At 40.0% G+C, this 24,558-nt stretch carries 18 protein-coding genes; 7 read left to right on the top strand and 11 right to left on the bottom strand.

The window, feature by feature from the left end; all coding sequences use genetic code 11:
- Positions 1-162: 162 nt before the first annotated feature.
- Both METTI_RS15200 and METTI_RS10205 read right to left on the bottom strand, forming a co-directional pair.
- On the bottom strand, positions 163-2,661 hold the full coding sequence (locus METTI_RS15200) for a PGF-pre-PGF domain-containing protein (RefSeq protein WP_211232191.1): 2,499 nt from the start codon (positions 2,659-2,661) through the stop codon (positions 163-165).
- Between the two features lie 202 nt (positions 2,662-2,863).
- Complete coding sequence (locus tag METTI_RS10205; RefSeq protein ID WP_169729114.1) at positions 2,864-7,714, bottom strand: Ig-like domain-containing protein; 4,851 nt, start codon at positions 7,712-7,714, stop codon at positions 2,864-2,866.
- 390 nt (positions 7,715-8,104) lie between these two features.
- On the opposite strand from METTI_RS10205, the gene METTI_RS10200 reads away from it, so the two are divergent.
- The gene (locus tag METTI_RS10200) at positions 8,105-9,856 is read left to right on the top strand and encodes a chloride channel protein (protein ID WP_048135372.1); all 1,752 of its coding nucleotides are present in this window, start codon (positions 8,105-8,107) and stop codon (positions 9,854-9,856) included.
- A 51-nt stretch (positions 9,857-9,907) separates the two neighbouring features.
- Here METTI_RS10200 and METTI_RS10195 read toward each other — a convergent pair whose 3' ends face one another.
- From METTI_RS10195 to cgi121, 3 genes are all read right to left on the bottom strand, one after another.
- Positions 9,908-11,200, bottom strand: coding sequence for a tRNA (N(6)-L-threonylcarbamoyladenosine(37)-C(2))-methylthiotransferase (locus tag METTI_RS10195; RefSeq protein ID WP_048136083.1), 1,293 nt, complete (start codon positions 11,198-11,200; stop codon positions 9,908-9,910).
- Positions 11,201-11,219: 19 nt separating this feature from the next.
- The gene (gene glpX, locus METTI_RS10190) at positions 11,220-12,311 is read right to left on the bottom strand and encodes a class II fructose-bisphosphatase (RefSeq protein WP_023845739.1); all 1,092 of its coding nucleotides are present in this window, start codon (positions 12,309-12,311) and stop codon (positions 11,220-11,222) included.
- Between the two features lie 118 nt (positions 12,312-12,429).
- Positions 12,430-12,939 (bottom strand): KEOPS complex subunit Cgi121, encoded by a 510-nt coding sequence (gene cgi121 / locus METTI_RS10185; protein ID WP_048135370.1) that lies wholly within the window; start codon positions 12,937-12,939, stop codon positions 12,430-12,432.
- Between the two features lie 139 nt (positions 12,940-13,078).
- Here cgi121 and METTI_RS15820 point away from each other — a divergent pair, with 139 nt between their 5' ends.
- The 3 genes from METTI_RS15820 (at position 13,079) to METTI_RS15195 (ending at position 18,264) form a co-directional block, all read left to right on the top strand.
- The gene (locus tag METTI_RS15820) at positions 13,079-13,234 is read left to right on the top strand and encodes a hypothetical protein (RefSeq protein ID WP_156916272.1); all 156 of its coding nucleotides are present in this window, start codon (positions 13,079-13,081) and stop codon (positions 13,232-13,234) included.
- A gap of 317 nt (positions 13,235-13,551) precedes the next feature.
- Positions 13,552-16,440 (top strand): leucine--tRNA ligase, encoded by a 2,889-nt coding sequence (gene leuS, locus METTI_RS10180; protein ID WP_023845737.1) that lies wholly within the window; start codon positions 13,552-13,554, stop codon positions 16,438-16,440.
- A 129-nt stretch (positions 16,441-16,569) separates the two neighbouring features.
- Positions 16,570-18,264: an ATP-binding protein gene (locus METTI_RS15195; RefSeq protein ID WP_023845736.1), complete on the top strand. Its 1,695-nt coding sequence runs from the start codon at positions 16,570-16,572 to the stop codon at positions 18,262-18,264.
- Positions 18,265-18,289: 25 nt separating this feature from the next.
- Here METTI_RS15195 and METTI_RS10170 read toward each other — a convergent pair whose 3' ends face one another.
- Genes METTI_RS10170 through METTI_RS10160 form a run of 3 tightly spaced genes read right to left on the bottom strand, consistent with a single transcriptional unit; the run spans position 18,290 to position 20,219 of the window.
- Positions 18,290-19,099 (bottom strand): nitrilase-related carbon-nitrogen hydrolase, encoded by an 810-nt coding sequence (locus METTI_RS10170; RefSeq protein ID WP_023845735.1) that lies wholly within the window; start codon positions 19,097-19,099, stop codon positions 18,290-18,292.
- A 55-nt stretch (positions 19,100-19,154) separates the two neighbouring features.
- The gene (gene tsaA / locus METTI_RS10165; protein WP_023845734.1) at positions 19,155-19,556 is read right to left on the bottom strand and encodes a tRNA (N6-threonylcarbamoyladenosine(37)-N6)-methyltransferase TrmO; all 402 of its coding nucleotides are present in this window, start codon (positions 19,554-19,556) and stop codon (positions 19,155-19,157) included.
- 51 nt (positions 19,557-19,607) lie between these two features.
- Positions 19,608-20,219: a hypothetical protein gene (locus tag METTI_RS10160; protein WP_023845733.1), complete on the bottom strand. Its 612-nt coding sequence runs from the start codon at positions 20,217-20,219 to the stop codon at positions 19,608-19,610.
- 526 nt (positions 20,220-20,745) lie between these two features.
- Between METTI_RS10160 and METTI_RS10150 the strand changes: the two genes are divergently transcribed.
- The 3 genes from METTI_RS10150 to METTI_RS10140 are packed head-to-tail and all read left to right on the top strand — an operon-like array spanning position 20,746 to position 22,595.
- Positions 20,746-21,261 carry an ArsR family transcriptional regulator gene (locus tag METTI_RS10150; RefSeq protein ID WP_023845732.1) on the top strand — a complete coding sequence of 172 codons (516 nt, stop codon included), beginning with the start codon at positions 20,746-20,748 and terminating at the stop codon, positions 21,259-21,261.
- Positions 21,258-22,046, top strand: coding sequence for a DUF7839 domain-containing protein (locus METTI_RS10145; protein ID WP_023845731.1), 789 nt, complete (start codon positions 21,258-21,260; stop codon positions 22,044-22,046). The genes METTI_RS10150 and METTI_RS10145 overlap by 4 nt, the downstream gene beginning before the upstream one ends.
- Before the next feature lie 15 nt (positions 22,047-22,061).
- Positions 22,062-22,595, top strand: coding sequence for a metallophosphoesterase (locus METTI_RS10140; RefSeq protein ID WP_023845730.1), 534 nt, complete (start codon positions 22,062-22,064; stop codon positions 22,593-22,595).
- Between the two features lie 15 nt (positions 22,596-22,610).
- Here the strand turns inward: METTI_RS10140 and METTI_RS10135 are convergent, their stop codons facing one another.
- The 3 genes from METTI_RS10135 to METTI_RS10125 form a co-directional block, all read right to left on the bottom strand.
- Positions 22,611-22,841, bottom strand: coding sequence for a hypothetical protein (locus METTI_RS10135; RefSeq protein ID WP_048136079.1), 231 nt, complete (start codon positions 22,839-22,841; stop codon positions 22,611-22,613).
- A 121-nt stretch (positions 22,842-22,962) separates the two neighbouring features.
- Entirely contained in the window at positions 22,963-23,529 is a 567-nt protein-coding gene (locus tag METTI_RS10130) for an RPA family protein (protein ID WP_023845728.1), read from the bottom strand.
- Position 23,530: 1 nt separating this feature from the next.
- Positions 23,531-24,457 (bottom strand): hypothetical protein, encoded by a 927-nt coding sequence (locus METTI_RS10125; protein WP_023845727.1) that lies wholly within the window; start codon positions 24,455-24,457, stop codon positions 23,531-23,533.
- Positions 24,458-24,558 lie beyond the last annotated feature (101 nt).

Below are 24,558 nucleotides of genomic sequence, written 5' to 3'. Positions count from 1 at the left end.
CAAGGAGAAAGCACTACCACCCACCATTAAAGACCTAATCACTTATAGATTATAAATTTTTTTAATTACATCGATATAATAATTATACCTGAACATAATCAATATAATGAGTATGTAGTGTGCCAAAAAACAGATAAAATAATGATGCGGGATGCAACAGCATCATTTTTTCAGGCGTCTGTATCTTTTTCCATCAGGATTACTTATCTGGAGATACAATTGCTCGTAGTGTCCTCTATATTTATAGCCCACGACTCCAACAGCAGTAATTATACATGCAAGCAAAAATAACAAAATTCCTTTGCTGCTACTTTTATCCTGGGATGTTTCACTTGAAACCGGAACAATCTCATCCCCCATTGACATAAGAGATTGGTTTACAGCAGAGATGTTCTCACTCAGGATTGTTTCAGTTATATCAGGTACAAGAATGGCAAATGGTGAAAAACCAGGTGTTTTAGCTGCATAATATAGGTAATCCCCATCATCACTTTCAAAAGAGGTTTCCAGAAGTGTCCACTTCCCATCTGAGTAACGGGAAAGCACAATTGAATCCTGGTCAACATCATTAGAATTGAGCCACGACTTTTCCACTTTGAACCTGATTATTACATCTGAAATCACATCAGACGGAAACTTTGAATCTCCTACCCAGATGTTAAGGTTCTTGTACACATTACCAGAAGGTGCTGACGTTACGAGAGCAGAAGTTCCTTTCAGCATCTCAATAATGGTTTTAGTCTGCCCTCCATTAAGTTTACAGACAAAACTTATAGAGACTATGTTGTTAGCAGGTTCATCGAATTCAAATACAGTTTCCTTATCCTTCATTACATATTTGAGGGCATAGTCTTTGAACTCTATATTTTCGAACTTTTCACCTGTATTCTGGGAACCTCCGCCACCGCCACCACTACTTCCTGATGATGAAGTTGTTGAACTGCTGGAAGAGGAAGGCTCTGTTACTGTTATAGATACAGTTTCATAGTCTTCTGCACTACCATCTGTTACATAAAAACTTACAGAATAAGTGCCTACCTGACTTGCAACAGGTATCCAGCTAAACAGTCCGGAGGAGGAATCCAGTGTGGCGTTTGAAGGAGTTTCAAGGCAGGTATATGTCAAAGTGTTGCTCGAATCTACATCTTCTGTGGATAAATAAAACTCCAGAGTATCATTATAATCTACTTTTTTTGCACTCATAGTATTAAGCTTCGGAGGCATATTGACATCTGTTACAGTAATCGTTGCAATTGTACTGTTACTCAAACTGCCGTCTGAAACTGTAAATAGTACATCATAAGTCCCGGCATCGGTGTAATCCGGAGTACAGATGAAAGTGTTGCCTCTTATAGTTCCAAAACTACTGTTTGTGGAATAAGTTAATTCATCATTGTCTGCGTCTGACCCTGTAAGATCGATGTATAGCACATCATTCTCTGCAACTGTATCGTCTGCTACTGAACCCATTACAGGAGCACGATTAACATCAGATACAACTATATCCACCACCCTATAACTTGAATGACTGTCTGCCACCCTGAATACAGCATGATAATCACCTGCTTCTTCATATGTAGGAGTAAAACTTACATTTATAGAAGAACTTTGCATTGTTATAGATGCTGTATTTGGCAATCCTGTTGGCCAGGAAAATGCTAATGAATCGCCATCCGGGTCTGTTGCTGACAGTTCGAAATTCAAGGTGGAATTCTCATTTACATAAAGGGTATCTATTGTATCGATTACAGGAGGGGTATTTGAATTTCCTATCACTATCGTGGCTGTCTGCGTATCTGACCCTACACCATCATTTACTTTAAAAGTCAATGCTTTTGTGCCAAGTTCTGTTGGATTGATCCATGTGAAAACACCTGTTGAAGCTTCAAGTGCCGCACCGACTGGTAGCTCTGTAACGTTAGAATAATTAAGGGAATCGCCATCCGGATCAAAAGCATTCAACTCAATTGTAATATCCTCATTCGCCTCAACAAGCGTATCACTAATAGGATAGAGAACAGGAGCACGATTTATGTTTGAAACATTAACTTCAGCAGTTTGTGTCACAGTGAACTGGCCATCATTTACACTGAACATTATCGTATGGAGTCCCTGATCATCATATTCAGGTATCCAGGTGAAAACATTGCCTTCAATATTTCCATACGAAACATCTTTGCCAAATACAAGAAGGTCACTGTCATCATCTGTTGCTGACAGTGTTATTTCCAGCTCACTATTTTCCTCTGCCGTAAATGAGTTAAGAGAGGAAAATACAGGTTCACGATTCACATTGTTCACTGTTATTGTTATATATTCAGAATCCACATTGGAACCGTCAGAAACGACAAATTTGGTAAGGTAACTGCCTGCCTGATCATAATTGGGGATCCATGTGAACACGCCCGTGGAATTATTCAAAGCTGCACCTGATGGCATATTTGATGCGGAAAAGGTAAGAGAATCATTGTTAGGATCTGTTGCAGAAAGAGTGAATGTAAGCTGACTGTTTTCATTGACAGAATGGTCACCGATCACCGAAAGCACAGGAGAATTGCTTGCTGCTGAAACTCCCTGGATCAACAATCCTGTAATAAAAACCAGAAGTAGCAATACTTTTAGTGAGATTATGCAAATGCTCTTATTCCTTAAGTTGCTCAAACTTCCAGTTATGTCTGGAAACCCATGCATGACGTGTTTAAAGATAAAATCCCCTCCATGATAGATCTTATCTTGAGTTTTTAAAATGATAAACTTAATTGAATATTCTAAAATAAATATATTCAGGCAGATAAGGGTTAAAAGAGCAAAAAAGGAAAAACAGGCAGCATAAGACATATGACTGCCATATAACATGCTATTTTTACTTTTTAGCACGTCTGTAACGCTTTCCATCAGGATTTCCTAGCTGCAACTTCACCTTCTCGTAGTAATCCCTGTTTCTGTACCCGAATATCCCTACAACTGTCAGAACTATCAGACCCAGCAGAACAACTATAGGTACAATTGAAGACTGGCCTTCCTGAGGTGTTTCGGTTGAAAGCTCCATCTGGGTTGCATCTTCTGTTGACATCATTGACTCTGCATCCTGTGGATTTTCCTCTGAAACTTCTGAAGAAGCTTCTTCTGTTACTTCAAGTGTGGGATCTACGCTGGAAATTGCAAATGGAGAGAATCCCGGAGTAGTGGCTACAAAATAGTAGTAATCTTCATCTTCACCTTCGAGTTCGGTTGGCAGTTCTGCCCACCCGCCAGAGTATCTGCTAAGTGTAATTGTAGAGATTTCAATCTCATTCTCATCAATCCATTCCTTTTCGACCTTGAAATTGATCTTTGAGTTACCCATTGCATCTGAAGATAGCTTGGTATCCACGTAAATGTTCATGTTCTTGTAAACATTGCCAGGTGCATCAGAGCTTACCTGACTGGATGTGTCATACAGCATCTCAACTACAGCCTTAACCTGACCACCGTTGAGCTTTGGTGTAAAGCTTACAGAAACGATACTGTTATTCTCTTTATAGAATGAGAACACGGCTTCTGTATCCTTTACTATGGATTTGAGTACATAATCCTTGATGAAGATATTCTCAAACTTCTCTCCACTGGACAGTGAACCGCCACCGCCACCGCCGCCACTGCTGCTTGAGCTGGAACTGGAGCTGCTGCTTGAAGAAACTGAATCAACAGTTATTGTCACATTTTCAGTGTCATTAAGTTCTCCATCATCTACACCAAACAGCACATAGTAAGTTCCTGCCTCTCCATCTATAGGAGTCCAGCTGAAGTTACCCGTAGATGTATCAAAGGTAGCATTTGCAGGCTCATTAGCTATTGTGAAGGTCAGACTGTCACCATCTACGTCTGTTGCTGTGAGATTAATTGTGAGCTCGTCACCTTCATCCACACTTTGAGAGCCTATTGCACTCAGTACAGGTGGTGCATTTACATCATTAACTGTTACAGTTACAACTGTTTTGTCAGTGAACTCACCATCTGATACTGTAAAGTTAATTTCATAGAGACCATTTGATGTCTGATTTGCTGTGTAGCCAGGAGTCCATGTAAAAACATTGTCTGTTATGTACCCGTATGCTACATCTGACTGGAATTCAAGAGAATTCACATCTTCAGAATCAAGGTCTGTAGCATTAAGTGTGATACTAAGTTCCTCTGTCTCATTAACAACATAATCTGGCATTGTTTCAAAGTAAGGAGCCCTGTTCACGTTGGAAACAATAATAACTCCCTTTTCTTTTTCAGTGAATACTCCATCTGTTACACTAAATGTTACAGAGTAAGTTCCACTTTGCTCATAAGTAGGAGTCCATTCAAAGATACCATTAATTTTATCGAATGTTGAACCATCAGGCAGTCCTGTTGCGTTGTAGGTAATTGAATCACCATCACCTGAGGAACCGTTGAGTTCAATCTTCAAATAATCTGTTTCATTTATCTCTTGAATATCAATCTCTTCCAGAGTTGGCGGAGTATTGAGTACATCAACTGCAAATGTTGTTGTTACTGAATCTGAAAGATTTCCATCAGATACTGTAAAAACAGCATTGAATACATTGTCACCATCAACAGATACAGGTTTCCAACTGAAAGCACCAGTATTTGAATTTAGGCTCTGGTTTGCACTTTCTGGCAATCCTGTTACATTGTAAGTTATTGTATCATTGTCTGCATCAGAAGCTATTATATTAAAGGATACAGTTTCACCTACATCAAGAATATAATACGACCTGATAGACTCAGTATCTATTTCTGGAGCAAGGTTAGTATTACCTACAATTATAGTTACAACAGTTGTATTGAACAATGAACCATCTGAGACATTGAACTCTACATAGTGAGTGCCTGAATCATTATAAGTTGGTATCCATTCAAAATTTGTACCGTTTATAGCACCGAAGTTGACATCATTCGAGTAACTGAGAGTGTCGCCATCAGGGTCGATTGCACTGATGTTTAATACAAGCTCTACACCCTCGGATGCATTAACAGTTTCAAATGTAGGGAACTGTGGTGCCCTGTTGGTATTAGTAACATTAATTGCGACTTCCTGATAAACAACAGCTTCTCCATCAGAGACTCTGAAGTTGGCAATGTGGTTTCCTGCCTTATCATAATCAGGAGTCCAGGAGAAATCACCAGTGCCGGAATCGAATGTTGATTCCGAAGGAATATTTACTGCAGTATAGGTAAGACCAGTTCCATCTTCATCTGTTGCATTGACGGTGAAAGACAAAGTATTGCCTTCACCAACTGTCTGGTCTGCAATTGCTTTGAATATTGGTGCTCTGTTAACATTAGTTACATTAACAGCCACGATAACAATGTCTTCTGTAGATTTATCTGCCACTGTGAATTTGATATAGTGCATTCCTTCATCATCAAAACCAGGTGTCCATGTAAATGTATGATTGGCGGCGTAAAAAGCACCATAAGTTGCATTGCATGAATATGTAAGGGTATCGTTGTCCAGATCGGTTGCTCCTACATCCAGTGTCATTGTGTTGTTCTCAGCAACATTGATTTCATCGAATGCAGGGAACTGTGGAGCTCTGTTGGTGTTTTCTACTGTAATAGCAGCTTCCTGATAGACTGTTTCTATTCCATCAGTTGCACTGAAGTTGGCAGTGTATTCTCCTGCCATGTCATAATCCGGAGTCCAGGAGAAATCACCTGTATTTGCATCCAGTGTTGCTCCAGAAGGGAGACCTGTTACATTGTAAACAAGAGTGTCTCCATCATCATCTATTCCATTTAGTGTGAATGCAAGTTCCTGTCCTTCGTAAACAGACTGTACACCAATTGCTGCAAGCTCAGGAGCAGTGTTTACATTAGTCACCGTAATTTCTACAATCTGGGAATCTTCAGAACCGTACCCATCTGATACTGTCAATTTGACATAATGAGTTCCAATATCCTTACGCTTTGTCTCCCAGCTAGCAATGCCTGATGCATCAATATCAGCAAAGATATTGGTATCATTTGAATCAAAGGTGGCACTGTCATCATCAAGATCAGTATAATTTGCATCTATATACAGTGTGTTGCCTTCATCAATTACATAAGAGGAAGCAACATCATTGATGCTTATTGGATTGTTTGGAATCTGAACTTTGCTATCAATTCCATCTGAAAGTTCGGAGCCAGTAGCATTGTAAGCATAAACTGTAATGTTTGACCAGCTATGAGCCTTCAGGTCTATTGTATTGTTGAACTTTGAATCTGTTATATTGTACCAGGTTCCATTGTAACTGACATTGTATCCGTCAGTGATATTTTCATTTCCTGCATCCCAGTCATGAAGTACCCAGAAGTTGCCGGTTGTGCTGACAAAGTTAGTGGGATTTGCCGGAGTATAAACTGGATCAGAAACCGGAGATTTTTCTGCGTTTACAGTAATTATTACATCCTCGGTGTCAATATCCTCACCATCTGTTACTCCAAAAGTTACATAGTAAGTTCCATTCTCACCATCTATTGGAGTCCAGCTGAAATTACCTGTGGAGGTATCAAAGGTAGCATTTGCAGGCATATTTGCGATAGTGAATGTAAGAGAATCTTCATCGATATCAGTTGCATTAAGTGTTATCTCCAGGAGTTCGGACTCGTTAACACTCTGGTCTCCTATAGGGGTAAGAACAGGAGGATTGTTTGCAACCACTACATTATCTACAGTGATCATGACATCAAGAGAATCGCTACCACCGTTTCCATCATCTACACCAAAATTGAGATTGTATGTACCAATAGAAGAAGGAATCCAAACAAAGGTCTGGTTGCCTGGGTAGAACACTGCATCTGCTGGCAATATGGAATTATTATAATATGTAAGTGGATCATAATCTGCATCTGTTGCAGAAATTGTGAAGTTCACAAGGCTTCCTGCAGTTGCGTTGATATCATCAATTGTATCAAATACTGGTGCAAAATTGCCAGGTACAGGACTTGTATTTACATTTACTGTAATAGTTACATTCTCTGAGGCTTCCTCATAACCATCAGAAACAGTGAAATTTACTGCGTAAGTACCGTTCTCACCTGAGGCCGGAGTCCAGCTAAACTCATTGTTTGTAAGGGAACCTATTCCTATCTTTGAGTATGTAAGTGGATCATTATCTGCATCTGTTGCAGTCAATGTCAATGTCAGAGTTTCAGTTTCATTAATAGTCTGAGTTCCGATAGCTGTAAGCACTGGAGCAGAGTTTACATTAATCTCTCCATTACTAACAGCTTCACTTGGAGAACTGCTGTCAGTTGTAATGAACTCTATGTCCTGCAATTCCATGCTGGAAGTTCCACTAGCATCTCCCTTCATTGCCACATCTACTACCGGAGTGACAGCTGTTGTTATGGAATCAAGTCCACTAAGACTGATAGATACTTTTCCAGAACCAAGGTCATTGTAACTTACAGAATGACCTGCCATGACCGTTTCGTTCAGACCAATACTTTTCAGAGAAACTACACTCTGATCATATACCAGAGTCATGTTTACTCCGGTTATATTCTCACAATTCTCAAGAGAAACAACTACATTGGCAATATCGCCCTGTATGACCTTGTCTGAACTGATTGAAACGTTGATTACTGAGCTTGCGCCCGCTACTAGCACTGGGTTGAATGCTGACAGAACTATAGAAACCGCCAACAATACCCTGATATAATTCAATACCCCGTTTTCCTTACTGTTTTTCATAAAGGGATGCATACTCTCACCCTTGAAATATCTGCGATCTGAGTCCGATATATCATTTATGTCTTTTAGAGCTGTACACAACCATAAATACAACTACGTCTATTGCTTTTGCGGACATTCAGTAGTATCACTGATGCCCCCACATTACTCCACGATTACCAATATACCCTGATATATTATAAAAGTATTCAATATCCTTTATTTTATAAATTTTGAGCAATTAATATACTAATTAATAATATACTAATATTTTATAGAATTGAATACATCAGTAATGTATTGACAACTTCGTCATAAACAGTGTGATAATAGATAAGAATAGTGATTCAAAAAATATATCTATAATGTACATGTTACACCAGCCACCTATTATGAATAGAGATGAAATCTTTGGATGATAAAACAGCCTTCCAAAAATTCAAGCAAAACACGATCCAATGGCTACACACAGAGTCACTGATCTCTAACTCACTTGCAGTTATCATCGGAGTACTGACAGGACTTGCCATAGTATTCTATGATACTTTATTGGATTTCAGTCATAACTCATTTTTTGGAACTGTATCTCACACATCAAGATATTTCATAATACTCCTGCCTGCAATAGGTGGACTTCTTGTAGGCATCCTTGCCCACTTTTTTATCAACACCAGGCGGTATGACATTGAAGAAATTATTGAAGCAACCGCCTTGCGTGGTGGTAAAATGTCTCCTCGCAATGCTCTTCTCGAAGTCCTTGCATCAATCATATCCATAGGATCAGGTGGCTCAGCCGGAAAAGAAGCACCTGTCGTCCTTGCAGGATCAGGAATTGGAGCTGGTCTTGCCAATTTACTGAAAATTCACGGAAACAGAGTAAAGATACTGATAGGATGTGGAGCTTCAAGTAGTATTGCCGCAGCATACAACGCACCCCTTGCAGGTGTGGTTTTTGTTGTAGAAGTTATTCTTGGAGAACTGGAAGCCAGCAGTTTCATACCCATTGTCGTGTCAGCAGTTTTTGCAACAATTGTTTCAAGTCTTGTGTTTGGTGTGGAAAACATAGGAGTTGCCTCTTATGAATTCGTTAATCCACTTCATGAATTCATGCTCTATCTCCTTTTAGGAATTATTGCAGGACTAACATCTGCATTGCTTATGCGTGCTCTTTTTGGTACACACAAAGCCTTTGACTCCCTGCAGATCCATCCAGTGATAAAGCCTGCAGTAGGCGGACTTTTTGTTGGATTAATCGGATATTTTTACCCTCAGGTTTTTGGTGTCGGTTATGATGTAATAACTGATGCCCTCAATGGGAATCTCACATTGCAGTTGATGTTTTTACTGATATTTTTGAAAATAATCGCATTCTCATTCACCATGGGTTCCGGCGGCTCCGGTGGTTCTATTGTACCAGCACTTTTTGTAGGAGCAATGATGGGAGGAAGCTACGGATCAATAGTTCATGGACTGTTCCCTGATGTTACAGCAGAATCAGGTGCATACGCTCTTGTTGGAATGGGAGCAGTATTTGCAGGAACAAGCAGAGCACCTCTTGCATCCATTCTCATCCTATTCGAACTGACAAGAGATTATAATATGATACTCCCTATTATGCTGGCATGTGTTGTCAGTAACGTCATTTCCAGTTCCATAAATTCAGAATCCATTTTTACAGAAGGACTTCACCGCAGAGGATTTACTATCCGCAAAGGCAGGGAAGTTGATATTATGGAAGCACTTCTTGTCAAGGATGCAATGAAACATAATGTTCAAACCGTATCCGAAAACAAGAATGTAGGTGCACTTATTGCACTTATGCAGTCAAGCAGGCATGCAGGTTTCCCGGTACTTGACTCCAACGGTCAGCTTTCAGGTATTGTAACTCTCAAGGATGTCAGGGACAAAGTAGGCCATGACGAACTTGAAAAAACCATCACAGAAATATGTACCAAAGATGTGGCGGTAGCCTATCAGGATGAAACACTGAATACTGTACTAAAACGTCTTGCTGCAAAAGATATAGGCAGGCTTCCAGTAGTATCCAGATCTGATAGCAACAAACTGTTGGGAATTATCACACGCAGTGATATTGTCAAACTCTATGACAAGAAGATACTGGACAAAGTTCAAAGACTTCAAAAAATGAATCCTGAGCAGTGAAAAACCTTAATTGAATTCAAATATCTGATTTTTACATTCTGAACAGAAATATCAATTTGAACTAACAATACGACCCAGGAAATATCCAGGTGTCACATCATAGATTAGCACACGACATGTTATTCCGGGCTGTAAATCACACTCAGGAATTACAACCGGTTTGTATGATGCAGTCCTTGCCATCATACCTTTCTGCTTTGCAGGTTTTGACAGGAAAACTTCCACTTCCTTTCCAATCATTCCTTCACGGGTAGCAAGCTTTACAGCCTCACACACTTCGTGAAGCTCATTGGACCTGTTCACAACAACACGGGAATCTATTTTGCGCATATCCCATGCTTTTGTATGAGGTCTTGGAGTAAAGCGGGAAATGTTCACCTTTTCAGGCTTCCATTCCTTCACCCATTCAACAGTCTTTTCAAAATCCTCATCTGTTTCACCGGGATAACCTGCAATGATATCTGTAAAAATAGTCATGTCAGAGAATCTTTCCCTGAAAGCCTCGATGATAGTATTGGTTTCTGAAATTGAATGATACCGGTTCATATCCTTTAAGACATCATCTGAAGCAGATTGTATTGGCAGGTGGAGGAATTTGTATATCCTTTCATCCTCAAATGCATCAAGCAGATCGTCAAGAATAGGAATCACTGAGAATGGATTCATCATTCCCACACGTATCCTGTAATTTCCTGGTATCCTGCATATCATTTTCAGCAACTGTGGCAGCAAAACCTCTTTATCAGTTCCATACTGACCATTATCCTGGGAAGTCAGCCAGATCTCACGGCAGCCATCATCAACTGCTCTCTGGATATCATCAATGATTTCCTCGGGCTCAAAAGAAGATAAGTTTCCACGTGCTATTGTAACAATACAATAAGCACATGCATAATTGCAGCCCTGGGAAAGCTGACAGATATGAATATTAGAATTATAGCGGATTCGTGGAACGCTCTGGAAACCCTCCGGCTCTTCAAGGAATAGTTTTACACTGCCGCCTGTAAGTTCATTGCGTGAAAGGGAATTAAGTACATGACCTAATCTGGATATTGAATTAACACCCAGTATATGAGCATCGGGATTCTGGTGCATTATATCCTCAAGCTGTACTTCAGGCATGCATCCAGTTACGATAACAGCTATTCCTTTTTCACCGAATTCCCGAATCTTATGAAGAATTTTCTGCTCGGTGCTGTACTTCACAGTACATGTATTGATAACAACAACTTCGGCATCGTTCTCAGGGACAAGTTCATGTCCGCCGTCCCTGACACTTGCCTTCATAATTTCGGCTGATGCCTGACTGGCAGAGCAGCCGTATGTAGAAATATGTACTTTCATTTTAAGATAATTTACCTTATCAGCCCATTCTGAGAGGGTTCTTTTCCTTGTCATGGATATAAATAGTATCAGTAAACTTCACAACACCGGAACTTCCCATGGTTATACTGTGAACTCTGGCATCACCTTCACCAAAAAGACTTACGCCTTTGAGCAAAATTCCCGGAGTTACTCCGGTTGCAGAGAATATTATATCTTTTCCGGGAGCAAGTTTATCGATGTCCATTACATCATTGATATTTTCTTCGGTGATTCCCATGGTTTCAAGTCTTGGCATTTTTTCAGCTTTTTCAGCTTCTATCTCTTCAGGTGTACCGCCATTTGCAACAGTTGGAAGAACAAGTCTTGCAAGCATCTTACCACCAAGTATCTTCATTGCTGCTGCTGTCAGGACTGCTTCACCTGAGCCGCCTGCACCAAGAACCATATGGATTCCTGAACCACGTATGGCAGTTGCGATTCCAGGCATTAGATCTCCGTCACTTATGAGATTCACTCTTGCACCGGTCCCTCTGATCTCTTTTATTTTCTCCTTGTGTCTTTGCCTGTCAAGAATTACAACAACAAGCTCGTCAATATTTCTATTGAAAGCCTTGGCAACGATCTCAAGATTGCGAATTACAGGTGCATCCAGATCAATTTTTTCATCAGGATGTGCTTTTTCGTACTTGACAACTTCAGGACCAACAACTATCTTATCCATATAGATATCTGGTCCGTGGAAAAGTCCTTCCCTCTCTGCCATAGCCATTACGGCTATTGCACCTGGAATTCCATCAGCAGCAAGATTTGTTCCTTCAAGAGGATCGACTGCGATATCTACTTCAAGGTCACCTTCACCTGTTCCTACTTCTTCACCGATGTAAAGCATAGGTGCTTCATCGCGCTCTCCTTCACCAATTTTGATGATGCCTTTCATATCAAGACAGTTCAGCATCCTTCGCATGGCTTCAACTGAAACCTGGTCAGCGTAGTTCTTGTCACCACGACCCATCTGGTAAGAAGCTGCAATTGCTGCTGCTTCTGTAACGTGTAAAAGTCTGGGCAAAAGGGAACATTCGATTGGTCCTGCACATTTAATAAGAGCTTCTGCGGTTTTCGGATGAGGCATAATTATCTTTTCCTAATCGTATTTCTTTCATGAATGATTGTGTGGCACATGTATTAATGTTTACTATATTAGAGTTGCGAGGGCTTTGAATAGCATATGAAAATAGTGAAAACAAAGTCTACTTCAATATATCAACAAGAGCAACTCTTTCCAGTACCAGCAAAGGAATACTACTTTTTCCGGCTGCTTTTATTTCCTGCTCAGTAATGGAGAACTGACTGGCAAGAATTTCATTTTTACTTTCAGAATAAGCAAGTACTGGTTTTTCGCTTACAATTTCCTTTAAATCCTGTATTGTAAGGTCTACATCCCCCGGTTCACCTAGAACAACAAAGACCACATTCATGTCACCTTCATGAACTCCCATTGAGAATGCTTCTTCTATCTGCCTTTTTCCCGAAGCAAACCTCATAATTTCAACACCTGTATCACGGGCTACATTGGATCCATTTTCAACAGCCCTCAGAGCTTTTTCAACAGCAAGAGAAATGTGCTCCTCACCTGCAATTTTGTCCGCATCCATTGCCTGTACAATAGTGTTATGTAAAGAGGAAACAGATGCCAGCTCTTTTAAAAACACAGGTACTTTACGGATAGATACAGAACCACCAATCGTCTTGAATTCCATATTACTGAATACACAGGTAACCGAGAATAAGCGTAACGGTCTGAACCCCAGAGAAACATTAATACTAATAATGTTGCACATGTGTAACTGGTTAACTTTATTATATGTTGGGTGCAATAGTTAAGAAGGAGCTGGGGCCATGAACGAACATTGCGAAACAGCAAACAATATCAGAGAACGCTATCGATGCTATAACTGCGGATATAACATGGAAGTATTAAACCCATGTCACAGTTGTGGAGAAGGAGAGTTCAGATGTCCTTTTTGTGGAGAACACATGTCAAGACAATGGTGAAAATGTAAAACCATTGGTATTCTTTTTCAGAACAAAGTCAACCTACCTTCTGGTTTGATCTGAAGCAACATAGACTGCCTTTTCCGTGTGTTTTATGTAGGTTGTTATTTATTACCACATCAAACACTATTGAAAATAAACAATTGAATATTACCCTTGAGTCTCATCTTACATTCTGGAATTAAAACCAGATTTTGTTGATGAAAGCCATGAGTTAGATTAATTCAGGATGAATACAGAAAGTTAATATTTCACCTGACTTAAGTTAATATAGAAACTCTTGCGGTAAATTACACCCGGTGTGAGAGGTGCTTACAATGGAACAGGATTATGATCCACATGGAATAGAAAACAAATGGCAAAGCCGTTGGAATGAAAGCAGGATATTCGAGCCAGAGCCTGATGAAAGGGAAAAATTCTTTATCACTATCCCTTACCCATACTTAAACGGCAATTTACACGCCGGGCACACAAGGACATTCACCATCGGTGACGTTATTGCCAGGCACAGGAGAATGCTTGGTTACAATGTACTTTACCCAATGGGATTCCACGTTACAGGAACACCTATTGTAGGACTCGCTGAACAAATTGAAAACAAGGATCCGCAAACAATGGATGTTTATTCCCGCCTTCACGGAATACCTGAGGATATCCTTGAAACACTTACAAAACCTGAAAGAATAGTAGACTATTTCAGCGTGGAAGCTGAAAAAGCGATGCGTGCAATTGGTTATTCCATTGACTGGAGACGCAAGTTTACAACCACTGACCCTACATATAAGAGGTTCATTGAATGGCAGTTCAACCTTCTTCATGAAAAAGGTCTCATAGTTAAAGGAGCGCATCCTGTTAAATGGTGTCCAAACGACAACAATCCGGTAGAAGACCACGATATTCTTCATGGTGAAGAAGCCACTATTGTTGATTTTACACTTGTCAAATTTACCTATGAAGGTATGGTACTGCCATGTGCAACACTTCGACCTGAAACTATTTTCGGAGTTACAAACCTCTGGATAAATCCTGATATAGAACACGCAAAAATCAAGGTTAGCAAAGATGGACGCGAAGAGATATGGATTGTCAGTCAGGAAGCTCACAGGAAACTTACGTTTACAGACAGAGAAGTTGAATTCATAGAGAATGTTCCTGGAAAAGAGCTTGTGGGGCTAAAAGTTCAAAACCCGCTCTCAGGAAACGAGGTTATCACACTTCCAGCATCTTTTGTCAAGCCCGGAAACGGCAGCGGTATTGTCATGAGTGTGCCTGCACATGCACCTTATGATTATCTTGCACTCAAAGACCTTTACGATAAAGACCTGTCCGAATATGGAATTACGGAAGATCTGAAAGAGATTAAACTGATATCACTTATCCAGGCCAAGGAATTCGGAGAATATCCGGCAGTTGAAGCAGTCGAGCAACTTGGCGTTAAAGACCAGAATGATCCGAAAGCCGAGGAAGCAACAAAGATGGTGTATCGCCGTGAATTCCATGGTGGAGTCCTTAAAGAGAACACCGGAAAATATGCAGGTGTCGCAGTTTCCAAAATAAAGGACATCCTCACACGTGATCTGCTTGATGAAGGAATCGGGGAAGTATTCTACGAATTCAGTGAACCTGTAGTATGCCGCTGCGGAACAAAATGTGTCGTGAATATGGTAAAAGGACAATGGTTCCTTAACTACTCAGATCCGCAGTGGAAAGCAAAAGTCTACAAATGTATTGAGAATATGGACATCATCCCTGAGGAGATCAGAGTTGAGTTTAACAACAAGGTAGACTGGCTTAAGGACAAGGCATGTGCCAGGAAGAAAGGTCTTGGAACAAAGCTGCCATTTGATACAAACTGGCTTATCGAATCACTTGGCGATTCTACAATTTACATGTCATACTACATAATGAACAAGTTCTTTGCACAGGGTGTTGATGTTGATCAACTGAAACCTTCACTCTTTGATTACGTACTTCTTGGAAAAGGTTCAGTCCAGCAGACAGCCATTGACACCGGACTTTCAGAACAGTTCATTGCCAACATTAAATCAGACTTTGATTACTGGTATCCTGTTGACCTGAGATCATCAGGAAAAGACCTTGTACCAAACCACCTGTTGTTTTTCCTCTTCCACCACGTTGCAATATTTGATGAGGATAAATGGCCGCGTAGTCTTGCAGTTAATGGATTCGTTTCCCTTGAAGGACAGAAGATGAGCAAGTCCAAGGGACCAATACTTACTCTTATGGAAGCTGTTGGCGACTACGGAGCAGACATTTCCCGTATGTATATACTTTCAAGTGCCGAGCAGACTCAGGACGCAGACTGGAGAAATGTGGGTGTTGAAAGCGCAAAGAAACAGGTTGAAAGGTTCTACAAGCTTGCAATGGAAATTATTGATTCTGGTGCCACATCAGGAATTGACGGTGAACTGAAGCTTATCGACCGCTGGATGCTCAGCAGGCTTCAGCAGTGCGTCAGGGAAACTAACAATGATATGACATCCATCAGGACAAGAAGTGCACTGCAGAATGCATTCTTCCTGCTTTACAATGATGTAAAGTGGTACCAGCGAAGAGGTGGAAGCGCACTGCTTTACGATGTACTGGATGTATGGGTCCGCCTGATGGTTCCATTCACACCTCACATCTGTGAAGAGATCTGGAGTGCAATGGGTCACGGCGAAGGAGACTTCGTATCACAGGCAGCATATCCTATATTCTGCCCAAGATTCGTTGATAATGACGCGGAACTTGCCGAGGAACTCATGTGCAGCACACTTTCAGACATAGAAGAGATCATCAAGGTCACAAAAATAACACCGAAAATGGTAGCTCTTTACACCGCACCAGAGTGGAAAATAAAAGCTTTCAAGATGGCTCTTGAGATGAAGAATGAAGAAGATCTCAACCCAGGAAAACTTATCAAGACATTGATGGCAGATCCAGAGAACCGCAAACACGGCAAAGAAATACCAAAATATGTCCAGAAGCTTGTGCCTGATATGTGCAGCGTGAAGACCGAAAGATTTGAGATGCTGCTTGGAATGAGTCTTGATGAGATGACAATACTTAAAGAGAATATTGGATGTCTTGAAAACGAAATAGGCTGTTCCATACAGGTTTACAGTGCTGATGAGCCGGAATATGATCCGGAAAGTAAATCCAGATTTGCAGCACCACTCAGACCTGCAATATACTTAGAATAAGATACTGGTTTTTAACCAGTATTTCTCTTTTTTGTTTTTATTTTTGTATCCTATGTTACGAGAAACGTTAAAATATACGATAAATATAAATTTGAAGCCAATAAAATATAATTAATTATTGTGCATCAAATGAACGTAAAAAATCAGACTCCCGATGAAAGCAACGAAAGGAAAGTCAGGCTTGCAGCCAGAACGTTTCTTGTTTTCATGATACTCAGTTTCCTGCTGGTTACATGTGCTGGTGCAAATTCCACAATGGAAGTCAAAGTCGGAGTCTATCCGAATGAGCCGCTAATATCACAGGAACAGAACGGAACAGCCATCGGGCTTTATGCAGAGATACTGGAGAGTATAGCTGCAAAAGAAGGCTGGGAACTTGAATACGTACCAGGCACACTTGTTCAATCTTATCAACGGCTTGATAACGGCAGTATAGACATCCTTCCTGCGGTGCCTTTTATTCCGGAAATAGAACAAAAATACATTTTGACTACTGAAGCCCCATACACAGATTGGGGAATAGTTTACACTTACCGAGGATCAGGAATCACTTCCATGAACGATCTTGACGGGAAAAGAATAGCACATGTAGATGACATATTCTATGAAAGCTTCAATTCAAGTCCCGGAAATGGAAACACCAATTACTCATTCATAAGTGCCGGCAGCTATATTGAGATATTCGAACTTCTTGATAACAAAGAAACTGATGCAGGAATTATACCAAGATCATATGGAGAGATTTATGAAGACCAGTTTGATCTTGAAAAAATACCGTTTGTAATATCACCTACAGATATGGTTTTTGCATTATCGAATAATACGAATCCTGAAATTGCAAAGCAGATAGATGCAGATATATCCCAGATGATTACGGAAAACGGGACTATCCACTATATGCAGGAGAACATTGATAAAGACATAACTGAAGAAAATCTCTCTACATGGGAAAGTCCTTCCTGGCTTAAGTTCTCTGTTGGCATTGGAGGCGGCCTTCTTCTGATATTTGTAATATTAAGTCTTACTCTTAAAAATAAAGTTGAAGAGAAAACGTATGAACTGAATTCCAAGAACAGGGAACTTGAAGTTGAGATTAGGGAGAGAAAGATTGCAGAAGAAAAACTGAAACAATACTCTCTTGATCTGAAAAATTCAAATGAATTGAAGGATCTCTTTACAGATATACTCAGGCATGATCTCATAAACCCTGCAACTGTTATCAAAGGTTATGTAGAGTTCCTTATGGAAATGGAAGAAGAGCCCCGAAAAAAAGAGGCAATGGAAGCCATTGAAAGGAACAACAAGAAGCTTATAGAGTTAATTGAAAATGCGGCCCATCTTGCAAAACTTGAGAATATGGATGATATGACTTTTAAGACACTTGATCTAAAAGAAATAATAGAAGAGGTTATAGAACATCTCATTCCAAAGCTTGAAGAAAAGGATATAACCGTATCGTTCAATCCATCAGGCAGTTATCCTGCAGATGTGAATACAACAATAGAAGATGTTTTTTCCAATCTTATCAGCAATGCTATCAAATACAGCCCATCAGGAACTAATATTGATATATGCGTCAAAGATGTTGATGATGCATGGGAAATAGAGATTTCTGATGAAGGAGAAGGAATTCCTGATGAGGAAAAGCCATTTGTTTTTGATCGCTTTAAAAGAGCACACAAAGTCAATATAAAAGGAACAGGACTGGGGCTTGCTATTGTTAAACGTATAGTTGACCTTCATGAAGGAACAGTTGAGGTCTTTGACAGAGCTGGCATGAAAGGAACAACATTCAAAGTAAGGCTGCAAAAAACAAAGATATAAAAAAACAGAAAAAGTTCAGCTTCTCCTATAAATTATAATAAATATCTGTCCTGCGATCATCAAACACAGGAATATCATTTCTTATTTTAGTTATCTTTTCGAGATCAATAGTCCCAAAAATAACTGATTCATCATCACCGGCTTCTTCCATTACATCACCCAGTTGATCTACAATTAAAGAACCTCCAAAGAATGATGAATCGGAACCTTCTCCCACCCTGTTACAGGCAATGTGGGGAATCTGGTTCTCAATAGCCCGTGCAATTGCAAGTGAACGCCATATATGCCCTCTTGGACTTGGGAATTCAGCTATTGTTATAAGAATGTCAGATCCCATTAAAGTAAGTTTTCTGGCAACTTCAGGGAAACGTATTTCATAGCATATCTGAAGACCGATTGTTAATTTTCTTTTTGGAAGCCGGACAGGAATTATAGAATCCCCTGCTGAGAAATACTGTTTTTCCCGCTTGAAAGGATGCGTCTTTCGATAAGTTCCAACAACATGTCCATCTTCCACACAAACACCCAGGTTGTAATACTTTAGACCTTTTGAAAATGCCTGTTTTTCAATAATGGAAAATACCATTACACATTTATTTATCTTTGAGAACGCGCACATCTGCCTGATTGTCTCACCATTTTCATCTTCACTGGAAGTTTCAATTTCGTCATAACAGAAACCTGTGGAAAAAACCTCAGGGAAAACCAGAATATCCGCACCATCAGATAAGGCATCATTGGCCATGTATAATGCTTTTTCAACATTAGACTGCTTATTGCAATCTGAGATAGTCATCTGAATACAGGCTACTTTGATTCTGCTTTTTCCAGACATTAATAAAATCTCCTTTCCAAAATTATCGATAGATGCAAGTTTTTCTGAAAATATATTATTCAGAGATATAGGGTTTGATATCGAGAATAGGAGTCCCGTTTATTGCATCAAGTCCTTTTACGTGAAGAATATTATTATCAACTTTAAGAAGCTCCACAACAGTAACGCCAATACCATTTGGCCTTTTTGGACTCCTTGATGCAAAAACACCGGCCATTTTACCATCATATCTGCGTTTCTGTATCATGGGAAAACCTTCTGAAAGATGGAAATAGAAGAAGACCTGTATTTTATCAAAGTCTGTAATGCTGTCGAGACCTTCAGCATATTCACTTTTAAGAACAATCAAAGATTCAGTATTTTTTTTCTCTCTTGCAGAAGCAGGTTCAAAAATGCTATTGTCTACAAATCCAATTGGATGCATTAGAATGGAAGTATCATTGTTGTTTTCAGACATAGATATCACGTGCCATAAAGTGTAAAACCGGACTTATTGACAACTGCATCATCAACTGAAATCCTCTAATGAAGTTGACTTTGTTTTGGGAATCAGACCAGTGAGATCCACCGAGCTTCTAATAATTTTAAGAAGTATGCAATTTGAATGCTTAAGAATATCTTCATTTATCTTTCCTACCTCATAGGCAGGTTCCGTGGAAGTGATCTTCAGCTTGGTAATTCCTGCTGCATATTCTTTCGGACTTTTTTCCGCAGCTTTTAAGATGCAATCTGATGAAGCAAGATAATCAGCCAGACTTTTTTGGCCGATGCCCATACGCGCAAATTCTTCCTTGAAAACAGGTCTTTCAACGGTCCTTGAGAGCACATATGCAGCTACCGGAACCATGTAAGCAGGCTCCACAGACCTTATATTTTCAGCTATAAGGGAATGTATATCTTCGGAATCTGCCTGCTCGGTTTCTATAAGACTGTAGACCTTTGAAGGAGGAATCTCAACTTCAGTCAGTTTTCTCATGTCCTTAAGAGCACGCAGGTAACCTGTCATTACAAGACGATGTTCATCAACACCTTTGTCCTTAAGTTCCCTTGTAACACCACTAATTGAAAGCTGGCGGCCTTTAAGAATATCGTTTATTAGTAAATAGATGCTATCAGACATATGACTGTATCATAATTGATAACAAACCTGATATATTTGCCGGTCTCTTCCAAATATAATTTAGTAGAAAACAGGTACATTTAATAAGAATAATGACGTTATAAGAGTCCCTCTTAGGAGGAAGGAAATAGATAGTTATACGTCAGGCAGTATATGCGGCTTTACCGACATGAAAAGATGGTTCTCTCCTGTAATCTGTATGCAACAGTACATAAGAGATATTTCTATGTTCCAATTCGATTAAAAGGAAGATACGGTATTTCGAAGGACTGGTTAACAAAAAACAATGACTTCGTGGGAAAACAAAATAACATGTTCAAAAGAGCCCTCACTCAAAATGAACAGCAGCAAAAACAGTATCTATTTCGAAACATTATGAAATCACAACACATTTATTAAGTTTAACCTCCATATGATAGGTACTAAAAATAGACAACATGTAGGCAATATTTTTCGCATTCCAAGGCGTTCTGAGCCCGAATGTGTCTGTTTTATACCTGGTCCGTTGGCTATACGAGGTAATTAGATGAGTAAACGAACAAGAATTATCAATGATCCTTCCGAACTCGTACCTCTACTTCAGGTTTTTGGATCCCAGAGACACAAAAAAGTATTTGATGCGCTTCTGAACCTTTGGATGACAAAGGAAGATCTTGAAGATCTTTTAGGAACAGATGTAACAAAAAGTATCAACATACTTAAAAAGAGTGGTCTGATAGAAAGTCAGTGGCATATGCCAGAACCCGGGAAGACTCCTGAAAAAGAGTATCGTACATCCTATTCTAAAGTCCAGACAAATTTCCAGTGCTCTTTTGAAGATATGAGCGACATCATCATGCTTACTTTCATGCCTTATGAGGAAGTAAAGGATGCCATTGAAGAACTTGAACAACTGGTAGAGCAGGGTAATGACTCTATGAGCAGTCTTACCAGGGCATTGAACAAGAGTCCCCTGTATATTCGCGCTGTTGCCCGCAGATCCGATAAACTTTCTGTTATGGGACAGAGACTCAAGGTACTTCAAGGCGGAGAGGCAGAATGATAGAACTCCTTCACAGCAAGAGTGGTATAACTAAATTTCAGATCCTGATAGAAGTAGCTGCACATCAGCCTAATGTAAGACAGAAAGAAATTGCTGAGAAAATTGGGGTTACACCCCAGGCAGTTTCTGAATATATCAAGGAGCTGGTTGCAGAAGGTCTTATTTATTCAGAAGGAAGGGTGCGCTACAGAATTACAAAGCAGGGTGTTGAATGGGTACTTGAAAATGCAGCAGATATGAAGAGATATGCACGCTATGTGATGAGCGACATCATAAGTCACGTCTCTACATGGACTGCAATAGCAAGAGAAGACCTTGAAGAAGGAAAGGAAGTCTACCTGAAAATGGAAAGTGGACTGCTTTATGTAAGCACCACTGATGTAACAAATGCAACAGGAACAACAATATCTGCTGCAAAGCAGGGAGAGGATGTAGGTGTTACTGACCTGATGGGACTGATTGACCTTGAAAATGCCAGTATAACTGTGTGCAGGATTCCCAGGGTTGAAAGAGGCGGTTCACATAATGTTGATGTTGAGAGACTCAGAGCACTCGCAAAATCAAAAGCATATATTGCCACAATTGGTGTGGAATCCCTTATAGCTCTTAGAAGAATAGACATGGAACCACATGTGATGTTCGGTGCAAAGGAATCTGTAATAGAAGCTGCATATCACGGCCTGTCATCACTTGTACTTGCCATCGATGAAGAAGTTCCAACCATACTCAGCAGACTTGAGACTGAGAATCTGGAATACGAACTTGTTGATCTCAGCATACAATAATCCAAACGAGGAAACATGAAGATCATTATCATATCAGACACTCACTCAAGTAGTGATAGTATTCCTTCATTCCTGTCAGAACTTTTTGATGACTATGAAATGATCATACATGCAGGAGATTTTGATAGTCTTCAATTTTATAAAGCACTTGAAGCCACAGGAAAACTGAAAGCTGTTCATGGAAACTCAGATGAGCCTGCTGTAAGGGAAATCCTTTCTGAGAAGCTTGTATTTGAAGTTGAGGGTGTAAAGATAGGGATTATCCACGAAGCATCACTTTCTATTGTAGATAATACGGCAACAAGATACATGGCTCTTGAAATGGGTGTCGATGTTCTCGTGTTCGGCCACCTTCACAGACCAATTATAGAAAAGAGTGATGTTCTTTTGATATGCCCTGGATCGCCAACAAAGCCACGTATGTCTGATCCCTGCGCAGTTGAACTAGAGATAAATAACGGCACTGTGGCAACGAATATTATTCCTATAACCGGCCAATCCTGCGGATATATTGATTATTCCCGCAAACTTGGGGAAAATAAGAGTTAAATGTTTTCATAAAATTTATTGGCCATTCACAGTTTCTGTTTTAAACATAACACCGCTACCATTTAGTGTCATATGTATCTGATCGGTAAAACGAAGTATTTCATCCAGATTTACATTGTCACCCCAGTCATAGACATAATCATAATTTCCCTGGACTGCCTTGAATCCAAGTGACATAAGACTTCTGTCAATTTCCGAAGGCAGGGCACCATTACTGTTAAACCAGAGTACTAAATAAGTTTTCATAACACCCACTATTTTATCAATGTCGATCTTACTTATGGGAGTTTTGGTCGAAAAGTCAAAGAGTAAAAATAATTCCATAATTCAAAAATAGATGAAAATCAGGGAGTTAAACCCTGATTAATTAATATGTGTCTTTCAGGGATTTCAATGCCTGAGAAACCATTGAAGAATAATGTTTTGCATCGGGATCGTAATACTCCTTTGCCCTCTGGGAGTTTGGAGATGCACTGTCAAGTGCTTTAATCCTGTCAAGAGTGCATTTTGCAGTTTCGATTACCCACATATCTCTTGTCTGCCCATCTACTATGTGAAGCGATTCTGGCCTTACTGAAGTAATAACGTCACCTTCGTTAGTTGTATAAGTGCTTGGCTTACCAACAACCGCTACAAATGCCGGAGTTTCACATTCTGCAAGCACTTGTGCAGCCTCAGGCTGGTACTGACCTGCATATAGAAGGAAGGAACCTGTAGGATCGGTCACTCTTCCACGCCAGTACTCTGAATCAGTTCCTATGTCTTCTTTTTCGATGAGAGTTCCTACTATGAAAATTCTGTTAACTTTAGCACCTGTTGGAGTCAGAAGATATTGCGGAGCATACTGATCATCACCATCCTTAAAACTAAGGTTAGATTCCCTGAATTCCTGTGCAAATATCCTTCTGGCAACTTCCCTTGTATATCCTGCCATCTCAGACCACCTCTGCAGCTGCGATAAGCTCATCCAACTCGGACAGGTCATATGCAAATATTGGAGAAATTGATTCTACTATAAGGTACCTGTCAACCCTTGAACCTTTTACACTATAATATCTTCCTACAAGTAAGTCCTTCATTTTCTCAAGGACAACTCCCTGATCCAGAGCATCAGCAGCAAGTGTAATTGCGCTTTCAAGAGTCATGCCTGTTATTTCTTCCACAAGATCTCTTTTGAGAATTGCATCCTGTATGGAGTTACCATCATCCATTACGGCCTTGATGCGAAGATCATAAACTCCATCTACCTTACCATGTTCCATACATGCCCCTTTTGTAAGGGCACGGTTACATTCCGGGCACCTCTTAATAAGACCTGAACCGGATTGAATGTCCACCATTGCTCCATTGAACTCCACTGTAGCGTTTCCAACTTCAATTTCTTCATCAAGGGTTTCAATAGAACTGCTTTTGTTAACATTAAGCTGGAATTTACCATTCCACTCGTTCACAACTACATTTTTCAGGAGGTAGCTTTTTCCTTCTTCAACAGAAGATACTCCTGCACTTTCCCAAATTGTGAACTTGATAGTCCCTGTTTCATCACCGATAAGACCTACCTGGGATATGGACTCATGTGTATTATCCCACAGCTGGACAATCTTCCCCCTGATATTTGCCCACTTGCCGTCATCCACATCGGAAATGTTGATAAGAGGAGATTCTGACTGCCCTATATAGAACTCATTCCTCTTGATATTGTATGATTTTAAAAAGTAGTTTACAACGCTTCTGCGTGCTTCTTCCCTTGGCACCTTGAACTTATTAATCATCTTGTCAAGACGCTCTTCAATTTCCCCGATTGGGATCTCCACTCCAAGTTCGCTGAACCTGGCACTAATTTCCTGTGCTAATTGTTTCATTTTAAATCCTCAAGCCTCTTGTTTGTTTCTTCTTATGGAGAGGCAATACTCAGTATGCATCCGGACTATATAACCTAATTCTAAGCTAGGTGAAAGTAATA

This window comes from Methanolobus tindarius DSM 2278, assembly GCF_000504205.1.
GTDB classification, from domain to species: domain Archaea; phylum Halobacteriota; class Methanosarcinia; order Methanosarcinales; family Methanosarcinaceae; genus Methanolobus; species Methanolobus tindarius.
This window is presented reverse-complemented; position numbering and strand designations above follow the sequence as displayed.